9 protein-coding genes are annotated in these 15029 nt (G+C 70.6%); 3 read left to right on the forward strand and 6 right to left on the reverse strand.

Features of this window, described 5'->3' with window-relative positions:
* Positions 1-37 precede the first annotated feature (37 nt).
* Positions 38-1003, reverse strand: a complete 966-nt coding sequence (locus ACTHJF_RS03200; RefSeq protein WP_440265811.1) for a hypothetical protein — start codon at positions 1001-1003, stop codon at positions 38-40.
* 66 nt (positions 1004-1069) lie between these two features.
* The gene (gene ltaE, locus ACTHJF_RS03205; protein ID WP_440265812.1) at positions 1070-2086 is read right to left on the reverse strand and encodes a low-specificity L-threonine aldolase; all 1017 of its coding nucleotides are present in this window, start codon (positions 2084-2086) and stop codon (positions 1070-1072) included.
* Positions 2087-2278: 192 nt separating this feature from the next.
* On the opposite strand from ltaE, the gene ACTHJF_RS03210 reads away from it, so the two are divergent.
* Positions 2279-3256: a cation diffusion facilitator family transporter gene (locus ACTHJF_RS03210; RefSeq protein WP_440265813.1), complete on the forward strand. Its 978-nt coding sequence runs from the start codon at positions 2279-2281 to the stop codon at positions 3254-3256.
* 9 nt (positions 3257-3265) lie between these two features.
* Here ACTHJF_RS03210 and lptG read toward each other — a convergent pair whose 3' ends face one another.
* Both lptG and lptF read right to left on the reverse strand, forming a co-directional pair.
* The gene (gene lptG / locus ACTHJF_RS03215) at positions 3266-4366 is read right to left on the reverse strand and encodes an LPS export ABC transporter permease LptG (protein ID WP_440265814.1); all 1101 of its coding nucleotides are present in this window, start codon (positions 4364-4366) and stop codon (positions 3266-3268) included.
* Positions 4363-5484: an LPS export ABC transporter permease LptF gene (gene lptF, locus ACTHJF_RS03220; protein WP_440265815.1), complete on the reverse strand. Its 1122-nt coding sequence runs from the start codon at positions 5482-5484 to the stop codon at positions 4363-4365. The genes lptG and lptF overlap by 4 nt, the downstream gene beginning before the upstream one ends.
* A 98-nt stretch (positions 5485-5582) precedes the next feature.
* On the opposite strand from lptF, the gene ACTHJF_RS03225 reads away from it, so the two are divergent.
* The gene (locus tag ACTHJF_RS03225; RefSeq protein ID WP_440265816.1) at positions 5583-7076 is read left to right on the forward strand and encodes a leucyl aminopeptidase; all 1494 of its coding nucleotides are present in this window, start codon (positions 5583-5585) and stop codon (positions 7074-7076) included.
* Between the two features lie 65 nt (positions 7077-7141).
* On the forward strand, positions 7142-7564 hold the full coding sequence (locus tag ACTHJF_RS03230) for a DNA polymerase III subunit chi (RefSeq protein WP_440265817.1): 423 nt from the start codon (positions 7142-7144) through the stop codon (positions 7562-7564).
* Between the two features lie 27 nt (positions 7565-7591).
* Here ACTHJF_RS03230 and ACTHJF_RS03235 read toward each other — a convergent pair whose 3' ends face one another.
* Positions 7592-11224, reverse strand: coding sequence for an ATP-binding protein (locus ACTHJF_RS03235; protein ID WP_440265818.1), 3633 nt, complete (start codon positions 11222-11224; stop codon positions 7592-7594).
* A gap of 89 nt (positions 11225-11313) precedes the next feature.
* Positions 11314-14871, reverse strand: a complete 3558-nt coding sequence (locus tag ACTHJF_RS03240; RefSeq protein ID WP_440265819.1) for a two-component regulator propeller domain-containing protein — start codon at positions 14869-14871, stop codon at positions 11314-11316.
* Positions 14872-15029 lie beyond the last annotated feature (158 nt).

The raw sequence follows: 15029 nt of genomic DNA on the forward strand, positions 1-15029 counted from the left end.
ACAGGCCTGCCGGATGGGTTAACGGATTCAGCACCACTTAGGCGTTATACATCCCGATCGGCCGGGGTTTGGTGCCGCCGTACACCGGCGGCACATCGCCCGCCCCCCGCGTCGCGGCGGCGGCCATCTGCCAATCGCGCGCATCCGCAGGCGTCGCCTCCCGCAGATAGCCCTTGCGCACGGCTTCCTCCAGTCCAGCTTCGCCAGCCAGCGGCGTATCGGCCAGGCGGAACGATTCGGCGGCCTGCGCTGCGCGGTCGGTCACCCAGCGGCCCGCCTCGGCGCCACTCTCGCTGACCAGCACTTTGCCGCTGCGCGCCGGGAACACCATGTCGACGTTGCGCCCGAACACCTGCCGGGCCACCGAATTGAGCGAGTCGAAACGATCGCCGGACAGCGAGAACGACGGACAGGCGCCGTGGTTGTCGTGGGTGCTGACGATGCGTGGCACGCCCGATGGCAGGCCGTTGATCACCTGCCGGTGATAGCCGCTGACCAGCACCGCGAGGATGCGCGTGCCCGGTGACCAGCCCACGTTCCACACGGTGGGTTCGTAGCTGCCGAGCATCATTACCACTGGGGACGATGGCTGGTTCACCGCCACGTCCATGCGGGTGGCCTGATGACCGCTCTGGTCGATCTGGAACGCCTGCGCCGCGCCGCCGTAGCCACCGGCGGCGTAAACCTTGGCGCCCACGGGCAGATGGAGCCCGTCAAAATGACACACGGCCGGGCCGACGCCACCGGAGGTTCCAGCGAAGTCGAACGGCTTGATCGCCCCGTCCGGCGCAGCTGCACGGATCGGCGGCGGCGGTGCGGGCAGCGAACCTGCGCCGGGGGCGGCGGCATGCGCGGCGGGCGGGGCTGCCGCGATCACGTGAGCGGATGCCTGATCGGGCGGCAACAGGCTCGCCTGCGGCTGCCCGGCCGCGGCATCGCCCGGTCGCCGGCAGGCGGTCAGCATCACGGCTGCACCGAGCCACAGGATGCGCAGGTGTCGCATCGGGAACTCCTCTTCCATGAAGAACGTCGGCCCAGCATAACCGGCGCACCGAAGCCGTCCATCACCCTACGCGGCGAAGAACGCCTCGAACGCCGCCACCGTGCGCGCCACGCCCTCGTCGTCCACATCCAGATGTGTGACCAGGCGCAGCGTGGGGGTGTAGCCGATGCCGATGCGGATTTCGCGCGCACGCAGATGGACGTCCAGATCGCGCAGCCGGTCCACCGGCACGTCGACGTAGACCATGTTGGTGTGCTGGCCGAGCAGCTTCACGTTGGGGATCGCCGCCAGCCCCTCGGCCAGGCGCGCGGCGCGAGCGTGGTCGTCGGCCAGGCGCACCACGTGATGATCCAGCGCATACGTGCATGCGGCGGCCAGCAGGCCGGCCTGGCGCCAGCCACCGCCGGCGACCTTGCGCCAGCGCCGTGCCTTGTCGACGAGCGCCGCCGAGCCCACCAGTACCGAGCCCACCGGTGCGCCCAGCCCCTTGGACAGGCACACCGACACGCTGTCGAAGTGCTGCGTGATCTCGCGCCCTGGTACGCCACAGGCGACCGCCGCGTTGAACAGCCGCGCGCCGTCCAGGTGCAGGCCAAGGCCGCGCTCGCGGGTGAACGCGCGCGCCGCGGCGAGGTAGTCCAGCGGCAGCGCGCGGCCCCACCAGGTGTTCTCCAGCGCGAGGATCTTGGTGCGCGGAAAGTGCGGGTCGATCGGCTTGATCGCCGCTGCCACCCTGTCCAGCGGCAGGGTGCCGTCGGCGTCCTGCGGAATCGGCTGCGGCTGGATCGAGCCCAGCACCGCCGCGCCGCCGCCCTCCCAGCGATAGGTATGCGCATCAGCGCCCACGATGTACTCGTCGCCGCGTTCACAGTGCGCCATCAGCCCGATCAGGTTGGACTGCGTGCCGGTGGGCACGAACAAACCGGCCTCGAAGCCCAGGTCGTCGGCGAGCCGCTGCTGCAGCGCGTTGATCGTGGGGTCCTCGCCGTAGACGTCGTCGCCCACCGCCGCCTCGACCATCGCCGCGCGCATCGCTGCGGTCGGTCGGGTCACCGTGTCACTGCGCAGATCCACCCAGCCCACTGCCGTTCTCCTCACGCCGAAAAGGGAACGCGCAGCATGACCTCGCCGCGGTGGCCGGACAAGCCGGTCGGCACGCTCAGCTGGCATGGACGCAGGGCATCGTCGTCGGTGGGCGCCGGCCGGACTGCCGTCCACGGCCCATCGACGCGTCCGCGGGCATGGTGCTCGCTCACCCTCTTTCTGGAATCGCCCATGGCCGACAGCAAGGCGCGCGCGCATGCGTCGTCGAACAAGGTGGTGGTGGCCGCGCTGATCGGAAACCTTTGCATTGCCGTGGCGAAGTTCATCGCCGCCGGCGTGTCCGGCAGCTCGGCGATGCTCAGCGAGGGCGTGCATTCGCTGGTGGACACGGTGAACGAGCTGCTGCTGTTGTACGGACTGCGCCGGGCCCGGCAGCCGGCCGACGACAGCCACCCGTTCGGCTACGGCCGCGAACTGTATTTCTGGAGCTTCATCGTCGCCCTGCTGGTGCTGGCGATGGGCGCGGGCGTGTCGCTGTACGAAGGCATCGCACACATCCGCAGGCCGGCGCCGATGAAGCACCCGCTGCCGAGCCTGATCGTGCTGGGCGTTTCGATGCTGTTCGAGGGCGGTTCGTGGTGGGTGGCGCTGCGCGAATTCCGCCAGCGCAAGGGCCAGCGCGGCTACTTCGAAGCGTTCCGCCAGAGCAAGGACCCGAGCGTGTTCACCGTGCTGCTGGAAGACACCGCCGCGCTGAGCGGGCTGCTGATCGCCCTGGCCGGCATCGGGCTGGCGCATTGGCTGCAGATGCCGGTGTTCGACGGCATCGCCTCGCTCGGCATCGCCGCGGTGCTGGCCTGCTCGGCGCTGCTGCTGGCGCGCGAGACCAAGGGCCTGCTGATCGGCGAGCCGGCGCGGCCGGGCGTGAGCCAATCGCTGATGCGCATCGCGGCGGCCGATCCAGGCGTGCGCTCGGCCAACGGCGTGATGACGGTGCAGATGGGGCCGGACCGCGTGGTCGCCGCGCTCAGTGCCGAGTTCGAGGATGCGCTGGCCACGCCGCAGATCGAGGCCTGCATCGGCCGCATCGAGTCGCGCGCCAAGGCCGAACATCCCGAGCTGGCCGCCCTGTTCGTCAAGCCACAGACGCCCGAGACCTGGAAACAGCGCCGCGCGGCGCTCGGCCGCGAGGACACGCTCGCGCATTGAGCCGACGGGTCAGCGATGCCGCCGGAAATACACCCAGGCGGCGAGCGCGAGCACGGTCGCCGGCAGCAGGTTGGCCAGCAACGGCGGCACGCCGTAGACCGTGCCGAAATTGATCAGCGCCTGCTGCAGGAAGTACCAGGCGATGGCGATCAGGATGCCGATGAAGATGCGCTTGCCCAGGCCGCCCGAGCGGAGGCTGCCGAACGCAAACGGCATCGCGCACAGCACCAGCACCAGCACGTTGAGCGGATACAGCGCGCGCGTCCAGAACGCCACGGCGTAGACGCCCGGGCTCTGCCCGTTCGCCTCGAGGTAATTCATGTTGCGGCGCAGGTCGCGCATCGGCAGGTACTGCGGCTGCACCAGCGACTGTTCCAGCACGCGCGGATTGAGCCGCGCATCCCACGGCATGCTTGGCACCTGAGTGGTATGCGTGCCCTTGTCGTCCAGCGTGGTGCTGCGCACCTGCGACAGCGTCCACTGGCGACCATCGTGCTCCGCGCTCTGCGCCCAGTCGAAGCGCGTGAGCTGGCCGTCTTCGCTGAAGGTGAACACACGCACGTCCGCCAGCTCGACCTGGTTGTGCCCGTTTACCTGCTTGAGCAGGCTGGTCTTGGCGTTGATCACGCGACGGCCGTCGCGCGCCCACAGACCAGTGGAGCCGGCCATGCCCAGGCCGCTCGTGCGCTGGCGCAACTGCATCGCCTGAGCCTTCTGATCGCCCCACGGCGCCGCCGTCTCGCCGAGGATCACCACGCCGACGATGAGCAGCGCCACCACGCCCGCCGCCGAGGCGGCGATGCGCAACTGCGACATGCCCGCGGCGCGCAGCGCGGTGAGCTCACCGCTGCCTGCCAGGCTGCCCAGCCCGAGCAGGCCGCCGATCACCGTGGCGTAGCCGAAGTTCTCGTACAGCCGACGCGGAAAGGTCACCAGCACGTAAAGCGCCGCGTCGGCGAGGGTGAAGCCGTTCTTGCCGACGTGGCCGAGCTGGCGCAGGAACTGCAGCAGCGCATCCAGCCCGGTGATCATCAGCCAGACGGTGAGCAGCGAGGCCAGCACGGTGGTGCCGATCAGCCAGTCCACCCGCCGCGGGCGCAGGGCGATCATGCGCTCACCTGCGGCGTGCGGCCCGCGCGTACGCGTCGCGGCTGGTACTGGTTGCGGAACATCCACGCACCGATGGCAAAGGCCAGCACGCTCACCACCCACATCGGCCCGGAGCTGTGCCAGTGACCCTTGCTGATCTGGCCGTTACACAGCGCCAGCAGGTTGTAGTAGAGGAAGAACGCGAGCACCGCCAGCAGCAGCCGGCCGTAGCGCGCCTCGCGCGGATTCTGCTTCGCCAGCGGCAGCGACAGCATCATCAGCACCAGCGCCATCACCGGCGAACCGATGCGCCAGGCCAGCTCGGCGCGCGCCTCGTTGGAGTCAGTGCGCGCCAGCGCGATCGTGTCGAGGTTATGGCTGGGATCGTCGTCGCTGTCGCCACCCTGCACGTTGGTCAGCGAGGCGTCGTTGCGCTCGTAGCGGATGCGCCGCCAGTTGTCCGCGCCCAGCGGCAGCTCGTACTGCCAGCCGTCGATCAGGCCGAGGAAGCGGCCGTTGCCGTCGCTTTCCTGGTACAGCTGGCCGCGCGTGCCGGTGATCAGGCGCAGATGGGTCAGGCCGTCGCCGCCCTTGCGCTCGGTGGCGATGAAGGTCTTGCCGAGCTGGCTGCCGTCGCGGCTGAGGGTGTCGACGAAGATCACGCCGTCCTTGCCCGGCAGTTCGGTGAAGCGGCCGGCATCGAGGCCGGCGGCGATCACCGAGCGGTTCGCCGCGTCGATCAACGCGGCCGAAGTACGCGATGCCCACGGCCCCAGCCAGAGAGACACCAGCCCCACCGCCAGCGCGATCACCACCGCCAGCATCGCCAACGGGCGAAACAGCCCGCGGGCGCCCATGCCCGAGGAGGCCAGCACGTGCATCTCGCTCTCGCGATACATCCGCCCCATCGCCCACAGCGCGCCGACGTAGCCGGACAACGGCAGCAGGTTGGACAGGCCATCGAGCATGTTCAGCCCCAGCACCTGGAACATCACGCTGGCCGGGTAGCTGCCGTTGGCCACCTGCTGCAGCACATGGGCGAAGGTGCTGCCGGCGAGCACCGTCACCAGCACGATGGCCGTGGCCGCCATGGTCAGGCCCAGCTCGCGCAGGAAGTAACGGTCGAGGATGCTCAGCATGCGATAGAATCAGAGGCTTGCGCCGCGCCCACGGGGGCGCTGGCAAACCGCAAGTCTAGCCTGTCCGGCCGTGCCGGCGCCTACCGCAGGACCCTCCGATGACGCTTCAGTTCAGCCTCGCCTCCACCGCCCCGGAAACCGTCGATACGCCCTGCGTGGTGGTCGGCGTGTACGAAGGCGGCGTGCTCTCCAGCGCGGCGGCGCGCATCGACAGCGCGGCCGACGGGGCGATCAAGCGGCAGGTGGAAAGCGGCGACATCACCGGCAAGGGCGGCAGCGCCAGCATGCTGTTTGCTCCCGCAGGCATCGCCGCCAAGCGCGTGCTGGTGATGGGCCTGGGCCAGCAGAAGGGCTTCGATGCCGCCCGCTACCAGCGCGTCAACGCCGACGCAGCGCGGGCGCTGGGCCGGCTGCCGATCGACGGCGCGGTGTCCTATCTCACCGAGATCGACGTACCCGGCCGCGACGCCGCCTGGCGCGTGCGCACCGCCGTGCTGGCCGCCGACCACGCCAGCTACCGCTACACCGCCACCTTCAAGCCGCGCGAGAAAAGCGCGCAGCCGGAGCTGGCCAGCCTGGCCTTCGCGGCCGGCGCCGAGGCGCAGGCCGGCCTGGATCAGGGCGTGGCGATCGCCGAGGGCGTGCGCTTCGCCCGCGAGCTGGCCAACCTGCCGCCGAACATCTGCAACCCCGCCTACATCGCCGAACAGGCGCAGGCCTTCGCCGCCGCCCAGGGTGAGACGGTGAGCTGCCGCGTGCTCGACCACGAGGAAATGGAGAAGCTCGGTTTCGGCTCGCTGCTCGCCGTGGGCCGCGGCTCGGTCAACAAGCCGCGCCTGATCGCGCTGGAATACAAGGGCGGTGCCGAGGGCGATGCGCCCTACGCGTTTGTCGGCAAGGGGGTCACGTTCGACTCCGGCGGCATCAGCCTCAAGCCCGGCCCGGGCATGGAGGAGATGAAGTTCGACATGGGCGGCGCCGCCGGCGTGCTCGGTGCGTTCGTCGCCGCGGTGAAGATGGGCGTGAAGACCAACCTGGTGTGCGTGGTGCCGAGCGTGGAGAACATGCCCGACGGCGAGAGCTACCGCCCCAGCGACGTGCTCACCAGCCTGTCGGGCCTGACCATCGAGGTGCTCAACACCGACGCCGAGGGTCGCCTTATCCTGTGCGACGCGCTGACCTGGACCGCACAGACCTACAAGCCGCACACCATCATCGACGCGGCCACGCTCACCGGCGCCTGCGTGATTGCGCTGGGCAAGCACGCCACCGGCCTGATGAGCAAGCACGACGACCTCGCCGCCGAGCTGCTGGCCGCCGGCGAGACCACGCTCGATCGCGCCTGGCGCCTGCCGCTGTGGGACGACTACCAGACCCAGCTCGAATCGGGCTTTGCCGACGTGGCCAACATCGGCGGCAAGAGCGCGGGCGCGATCACCGCCGGCTGCTTCCTCTCGCGCTTCACCGAGGGCCAGCGCTGGGCGCACCTGGATATCGCCGGCACCGCGTGGGACGAAGGTCGCAAGGGTCTGGCCACCGGCCGCCCGGTGCCGCTGCTGGCGCAGTGGCTGCTGGACCGCGTCAACGCCTGACCCCCGACCCGTCCGTCATTCCGGCCTGTGCTGGAATGACGGCCACGAGCACGCGACCACGACCGATGCCCCGCGCCGACTTCTACCTCATCGACAAGCCGCGCTTCCGCGAGCAGCCGCTGCTGCTGGTGTGCGAGCTGGCGCGCCGCGCGTTCGCCGCACAGCAGCCCACGCTGATCCTGGTGCGCGACTTCGAGCAGGCCGAGGCGGTGGACGAGTTGCTGTGGGCGTTCGACGAGGACGCCTTCATCCCGCACCAGCTCGCCGGTGACGACGACGATGCGGACACCGCGGTGCTGATCGTGCCGCCGGGCATCGACACCGCCGACCGGCCGCTGGTGGTCAACCTGCGCGAAGGCTGCGCCCCCGGGCGCTTCGAGCGCGTGCTCGAAGTGGTGGCGGCCGACCCGGCCGAGCGCGACGGCTCGCGCACGCGTTGGCGCGAATACGCGCGGCTCGGTTTCCAGGTGAACAAGTTCGACATGTGAGCCGGTGGCGGGCGCCGGCGATGACGCTCAGCTGGCCGGGCCAGCGATGGCTTCCTCGCGCGGTAACTGCACCAGCACCGCCTCGATGACATCGGCCAGCTGCGCGCCGGAAATCGGCTTGCGCGCGAACCCGTCCATGCCCGCGGCGCGCGCGCGCGCCTCCTCGTCGCCACCGGAGCGCGCGGTGATCGCCACGATCGCCAGGTGCTCGCCGGCGACTTCGCGCTGGCGCACCATCCGCGCCACCTGGAAACCGTCCACGCCGGGCAGGTCCAGATCCAGCAGCATCAGGTCGAAGCGCGCGTTGCTCAGTTCGGCCAGCGCGCCCAGGCCGTGGGTGACGTAGGTGACGCGATGCCCCTGCGCCTGCAGCAGGCCGCGAATCACCGCCGCCACGATGGCGTCGTCCTCCACCAACAGCACGCGGCATACCGGCACCCGCGCCCGCTCGCCCGGCGCCGCCGGCATCACCGACTCGGCGGTCGATTCCTCGGCGGCCTCCGGCAACGGCAGCCGCACGCGGAACGTGCTGCCCTGCGCCAGGCGCGATTCCAGTTCGATCGAGCCGCCCATCAGGGTCACCAGTTCGCGGCAGATTGCCAGCCCCAGGCCGCTGCCGGCGCGACGCTGCGGGCCATCCTCCTGCTCGAAGCGCTGGAACAGCCGCGACTGGCTGGCCTCGGGAATGCCCGGGCCGGTGTCGCTGACGCTGAACTCCACGTCGCCATGACGGCGGCGCGCACTTAAGGTGACCTTGCCGCGCTCGGTGAACTTCACCGCGTTGCCGGTGAGGTTGAGCAGGATCTGCTTGATGCGCGTGGCGTCGCCCAGCAGCGCCGGCGGCAGGTCGGCCGACGCTTCCAGCGAGAAGCCGATGCGCTTGCCCTGCACCTGGGCGAGCGTAAGCCGCGCCACGTCCTGCAGCAGTTCGCGCGGGTCGAACGGCGAGGGCTCCAGCTCGAAGCGGCCGGCCTCGATGCGGGCCAGGTCGAGCGCGTCGTTGAGCAGCTTGAGCAGCATCGCGCCGGAGCGCTGCATGGCGTGCGCGTAGTCGTTCTGGTCCGCCCGCAGCGGCGTGGCGAGCAATAGCTCGGCCATACCCATCACGCCGGTCATCGGCGTGCGGATCTCGTGGCTGAGCGTGGCCAGGAAGCGCGTCTTGGCCGCGCTCGCCGCCTCGGCGAGCTGGCGCTGCTGCTCGGAGAGATCGAAGCGGTGCCGCTGGGCCAGGCGCCGCTGCCACAGGGCGAGCACAAACATCGCCAGCAGCCCGGCGGCGATGGCATACGCCAGCCAGGCCCACCAGCGTTCCCACGGCGGCGCATCGACGTGGATGCGCAGCGGATGCGCCAGCGTGATCCAGCGGCCGTCGGCGCCGGCCGCCATCACCTCGAGCCGGTAGTCGCCCGCCGTGAGGCCGGCGAATTCGCGCTCGCCGCGGTGATCGACGTCGACCCAGCCCGGATCGAGTCCGACCATGCGGAAGCGGTAGCGGTTAGCGGCCGGATCGACGTACGACACTAGCCGCGCCACCACGCTCACTTCGCGATCGCGCCAATCGACGCTCAGCGTGCCATCCGGTGGCAGCTCGTGCAGCTTGCCGTGGCGGCGCACGCGCACGCCGGTGATCGCCAGCAGCGGCGGCGCGCCCTGCCGGTCGCCGACCAGGTCCGGGTTGAATCCCACCACGCCGCCGAACGTGGGCGCGTAGATCGTGCCGTCCTCCAGGCGGCTGTAGCCGCGGAAGAATTCGCCGTTGGCCAAGCCGTCCTGCAGGCCCATCACGCGGAAGCGGCCGCTGCCCGGATCGAACCGCCACAGCCCGTCGCTGCCGAAGATCCACACCCGCTTGTGCGCGTCGATGCGCAGGTCGGCCACGTTGATCGACGGCCAGCCCTCGGCGGCGCCCACGCGACGATCCAGTTGCAGCCCGTCGGGCACGCGCCGGTAGTGCTCCAGTCCGTCCGGCCGCGCCAGCCAGAAGCCATCGGGCGAGGTATCGAAGGCGTCGACGGCGCGGTCGTTGTCCACGCCCGGCACCGGCTTGAACTGGTCCCGCGCCGCATCGAGCCGGTACAGACCGCCGTCGCCGGCATACCAGAACACGCCGAAGCGCAGGGTCATCTGGCTGCCCCAGCGCGCGCGATCGTTGCCGCCGTCGATCGTCACCGACGTCACCGCCAGGGTGCGCGGATCGATGCGGAACAGGCCCTGGTTGAAGGTGCGCACGTACAGGCGTCCCGCCGGGCCGGCCTCGACCTCCAGCGGCGTGCGCAGCGCCGCCTGATCGGGATCGACGCGGTCCAGCTGGCCGCCGTGGTAGCGGTACAGCGCGCCCTTGGTGGCGATCCACAGATTGTGGTCGGCGTCTTCGGTCATGCCCTGCACGTCGCCACGCAGTCCCGACAGCACGTGCTGCACGCGCCCGGTGGACGGCTCGAGCTTGTCCACCCGGCCGCCGCGCTCGCCCACCCACAGCAGGCCGTCGCGTGCTCGCGCCATCGCCGTGGCCATCGAGTCGCGCAGGCTGTCCGGGTCGTCGGGGATGTGGGTGTAGCGGCTCATGCCGTGCCAGCCGGGCGCCAGGTAGGCGACACCGCCATCGAACAGCGCGAACCACAAGCCACCCTCGCGATCGACGGTGATCTTCCACACCCAACTGCCGGGCAGGTTGCCGTACATCACCGGCTTGTCGATCACCGCAATCAGCGGCGCGTGCGGGTGCTCCTGCAGGTACAGGCCCTTCTGCGTTCCGATCCACAGCCGTCCGGCGCAATCGCGCGCGCTGGTCATGATGTTGGTGTCGGGCAGGCCGGGGGTATCGAATGGGCGCGCCACATCATCCGCTCCAACCAGGAACAGCCCACGGCTGGCGGCGATGCGGATCTCGTCGTCGCCCGCGTTGCCATCGATCGACCAAGCGTCGATCAGCACGCCCGGATCTGCGGGGCGGATGCGCCGGATGCGACCGTCCGGATCGCGCCGGAACACGCCATGCGAACTCCCGATCCACAGCCGGTCGTGGCGATCGACGAACAGCGCGGCCACCGCACCGAAATGATCCGGCTCGCCATCGTCAACCGGCGGACCGGGCACGTGGTCGAAACGGCGGCCATCGCCGCGCATGCGGTCCAGGCCTTCCTCGGTGCCGACCCACAGTGTGCCGTCGGCGGTCTGCGCCATCGTCCACACCTTGTCGATCGCCAGGCTCGCCGGGTCCGAGGGATCGTGCGCCCAGTGCATGAAGCCGCCGGTGGCCGGGTCGTAGCGGTTAAGGCCCGCCTCCAGGCCGCTGGTCCACAGCCGGCCCTGGCGATCCACCAGCAGCCCGCCCACCGTGTTGTGCGGCAGCGAGGTGGGGTCGCCGGCCACATGGTGGAACACCTGGAACTGCACGCCGTCATAGCGCGCCAGCCCGCCCTTGGTGCCGAACCACATGACACCGCTGGCGTCCTGCACCACGGCGTAGACGCTGCTGCTGGGCAGGCCTTCGGCGGTGCCGTAACGGCGGAACTGCGGCGTGGGCAGCGCACCGCCCAGGGCAGCCGAAGCCGCGGCCACAGTCGCGGCCGGGGGCGCCGCGGCAGGCGGCGCGGCGGCGGCCGTCGCGGCAGCCAGGCCGGCCAGCAGGCCGATGGCCCATACCAGCGGTAGAAACATGCGATCCCCTTGCGCCATCCCAGCCATGGCGCCGCCGATGATGCCAAAACCAGCACGCAAAGGCCCGCGTCGCGGCGGTGCGCGGGGCGTCACACCGGCAGCGCGGCCGCCGCGATCGCCACTTCCATCGCGCGCGCCAGTTGCTCTCCCGAGAGCGGCTTGCGCAGGAAGTGGTCCATGCCCGCCTCGCGGCTGCGCTGCTCCTCGTCGCCGCCGGAGCGCGCGGTGATCGCCACGATCGGCAGGCGATCGCCCGCCGGCTCGCGCTGGCGGATCATCCGCGCCAGCTGGAAACCGTCCACGCCGGGCAGGTCCAGGTCCAGCAGCAGCAGGTCGAACGGGCCCGCGTCGAGCTCGACCAGCGCACCGAGCCCGTTGCCGACGTGGGTGACCACGTGCCCCTGGCGCTCGAGCAGGCCGCGAATCACCGCCGCCACGGTGACGTCGTCCTCCACCAAAAGCACGTGCAGCACGCGCAGGCTCATCGCCGGCGGCGCGGCGCCGGGCACGGGCGAAGACAATGACCGCAGCGGCAGCCGCACACGGAACGTACTGCCATGCGCCAGGCGCGACTCCAGCTCGATCGAGCCGCCCATCAGGGTCACCAGCTCGCGGCAGATCGCCAGGCCCAGTCCGCTGCCGGCGCGACGCTGCGGGCTGTCCTCCTGCTCGAAGCGCTGGAACAGGCGCGACTGGCTGGCCTCCGGGATACCCGGGCCGGTGTCGGCCACGCTGAACATCACACCGTCGGCCGTGCGCTGCGCCCCGAGCGTGACCTTGCCGCGCTCGGTGAACTTGATCGCATTGGTGACCAGGTTGAGCAGGATCTGCTCGATCCGCAGCGCATCGCCGAGCAGCGAGCTCGGCAGGTCAGGCGCCAGCTCCAGCGCGAAGGCGATGCCCTTGCTGCGCGCCTGCCCGGCAACCAGTCGTGCCACGTCGTCGAGCAACTGCCGCGGGTTGAACGGCGCCGGCTCCAGCACGAAGCGGCCGGCCTCGATGCGCGCCAGGTCGAGCGCATCGTTCAGCAGCTTCAGCAGCATCGTGCCGGAGCGCTGCATGGCTTGTGCGTAGTCGCTCTGGTCCGGGCGCAGCGGGGTGGTGAGCAGGAGCTCGGCCATGCCGATCACGCCGGTCATCGGCGTGCGGATCTCGTGGCTTAGCGTGGCCAGGAACTGCGTCTTCGCCGCGTTGGCACGCTCGGCCAGATGACGCTGCTGCTCGGCCAGTTGGATGCGGTGACGCTGCGCCAGGCGACGGCGCCAAGCCAGTGCGGTCGAGGCGGCCAGCGCACCCGCGATCGCTGCGTAGGCCAGCCACGCCCACCAGCGGTCCCACGGTGGCGCATCGACGTGAATCGCCAGCGGCGTGGCCAGCGTGCCCCACGCGCCGCCCGGTGCGGCGGCCATCACCTGCAGGGTGTAGTCGCCGGCACCCAGCCCGGCGAACTCGCGCTCGCCGTGCGGACCGACGTCCACCCAGCCGCTGTCGAAACCGTCGAGACGGAAGCGGAAGCGGTTGCCCGCGGGATTGACGAACGAGGAGGCACGGGCCACCACGCGCAGGTCGCGGTCGCGCCAGCCCAGCGTCAACGGCTGGCCGTCCACAGGCAACGCGCGCGCGGCGCCCCGCCGACGCACGCTGACCGCACTGAGAAACACGTTCGGCGCCACGATCGCCGGAGGGCGCGCCGCCAGCCGCTCGGGACTGAAACCGACCACCCCGCCCTTGGTGGCGCCGTAGATCATGCCGTTGGCCAGCATCGCCGTGCGATCGTTGTTGAATTCGCCCTGCAGCAGGCCATCCTGCGGCCCGAACCGGGTGAACGCGCCGGAGGTCGGATCGAAACGCCACAGGCCCTGCGCCGCGAAAAGCCACAGGCAATCTTCGCGATCGGCCCGCATCCCGAGGATGTCGCGGCGCTGCCACTCGGCCGGTACCGCCACCACGCGATCGCTCACCGCGTGGCCGCTGGCGTAGCGGTAATGCTCCAGGCCGTTCTCCCAGGCCAGCCAGAAGCCCGTGCGGTCGAAGGCCACGGCCATCACGAAACGGTGCGGCACGCCCTCGACGAACACCATGCGATGGCGGCCGCGGTCCAGCCGCATCAGGCCGGCGGCGCTGGCGTACCATGGGTCGCCATCGTGCATCGCGAACACCGAGACGATGCCGACGTCGGCCACATCCGGCATCGGCACCGGGGTGATCGCGCGGGTGCGGGTGTCGATGGCGAAGATGCCCTCGCCCCACGCCGCCACGTAGACGTGGCCATCGTCCGAGTAGACCAGGCGGGTGGGCCGCGTCAGTCCGGCCGGCGCGGTGTCCACCGGCTGCACATGGTCGCCCTGCACCAAGTACAGCGCGCCCTGGCCGGCCGCCCACAGACGTCCTTGCGGATCCTCCACCATCGAGATCAACGACTCGGGCATGTGCGCCACCACGTGCTCGACGGCGCCGGTGGCCGGATCGAGCTTGTCGATGCCGCCCACCTCGCCCACCCACAGCCGGTTGTCGCGACTGGCCTGCACCACCTCCGCTGCGGTGGTGGCAAGGCTGGTCGGGTCGTCCGGCACGTGGGTCATGCGGCTGAAGCCGTCCCAGCCCGGGCCGAGGTAGGCAACGCCACCGTCGGCCACGGCAAACCACAGGCCACCTTCGCGATCGCGAGTGATCTGCCAGACCCCGTCGGCCGGCAGGCCGCCGGGTAGCAGCGAGTGGCCGGTGAACAGACGGCCGTTGCCGTCGCCGTCATCCAGCCAGGCGCCATTTAGCGTGCCTACCCACAGCCGGCCACGGGCATCGCGCACGCTGCTCATCGAGCGCAGTCCGGTGAGCAGGGCTGATACCGGCCGCGCCACGCCATCCGGGCCGATGCGCAGCAGTCCGCTGCTGGTCGCGACCCGCACCTCGTCGCCGCCGCCCTCGATCCGCCAGATCTTGCTTAGGTCGCCATGGAACGCGGGATCGATCGGCACCCGCCGCAAGGCACCGTCCGGACTGCGCAGGTAGATGCCGCGCTCGCTGCCGATCCACAGCCGGCCGTTGCCTTCGGCCAGCAACGCGCGAGTGGGACCGAAGCCGCGCGGCGCGAGGTCCGGCGGCAGCGTGGTGTCGGTCATGTGCTCGAAGCGGCGCCCGTCGCTGCGCAGGCGATCGAGCCCGTCCTGGGTGGCCACCCACAGCCGGCCGTCGGGCGTCTGCGCGATCGACCACACTTCGTCGTGCGCGAGGCTGGCCGGGTCGTCGGCGTCGTGCTGCCAGTTGGTGAAGCCGCCGCTGGCCGGCTCATAGCGGCTCAGTCCGCCCGATACGCCGCCGGCCCAGAGCCGACCGCTGCGATCGACGTACAGCGTGTAGACCTGGTTGTTCGGCAGCGAGTGCGGATCGTCCACGTCGTGACGGAACACGGTGAAGCCGACGCCGTCGTAGCGTCCGATGCCACCGGTGGTGCCGAACCACATCGCACCCTGATGATCCTGCACTACCGTATAGACCATCGGCCCCGGCAGGCCATCGGCCAGGCCGTAGCGGCGGAACTGGGGTGTGGCCAGCGGCTGGGCCATCTGTGCCGGTGGCTCGGCAGATGCGGCGCTGCCGCTCGAAGGCGTGGCAAACGCCAACATCAGTCCCAGCACCCACGACACCATGAGCTATCCCCCTGCGGACATGCTCGGCCCGAACGATCGAAACCAGCGGCCGGCGGCGCCTTCAAACGAGGCGCGAGCGCACGATCATGCCAAAAAACGCCGGCGGCCGATCTATCAGAGATTCCTAGCGTCTGCGCGTTGGCTTGCAGCAGCGGCCA

Origin of the sequence: Dyella sp., from assembly GCF_051962475.1 — a bacterium.
GTDB lineage: Bacteria > Pseudomonadota > Gammaproteobacteria > Xanthomonadales > Rhodanobacteraceae > Dyella_A.

Coding starts and splice junctions, on each gene's coding strand:
- ACTHJF_RS03200 (WP_440265811.1), bottom strand. CDS start 1,003: ATGCGACACCTGCGCATCCTGTGGCTCGGTGCAGCCGTGATGCTGACC.
- ACTHJF_RS03210 (WP_440265813.1), top strand. CDS start 2,279: ATGGCCGACAGCAAGGCGCGCGCGCATGCGTCGTCGAACAAGGTGGTG.
- lptG (WP_440265814.1), bottom strand. CDS start 4,366: ATGATCGCCCTGCGCCCGCGGCGGGTGGACTGGCTGATCGGCACCACC.
- lptF (WP_440265815.1), bottom strand. CDS start 5,484: ATGCTGAGCATCCTCGACCGTTACTTCCTGCGCGAGCTGGGCCTGACC.
- ACTHJF_RS03225 (WP_440265816.1), top strand. CDS start 5,583: ATGACGCTTCAGTTCAGCCTCGCCTCCACCGCCCCGGAAACCGTCGAT.
- ACTHJF_RS03230 (WP_440265817.1), top strand. CDS start 7,142: ATGCCCCGCGCCGACTTCTACCTCATCGACAAGCCGCGCTTCCGCGAG.
- ACTHJF_RS03235 (WP_440265818.1), bottom strand. CDS start 11,224: ATGTTTCTACCGCTGGTATGGGCCATCGGCCTGCTGGCCGGCCTGGCT.
- ACTHJF_RS03240 (WP_440265819.1), bottom strand. CDS start 14,871: ATGGTGTCGTGGGTGCTGGGACTGATGTTGGCGTTTGCCACGCCTTCG.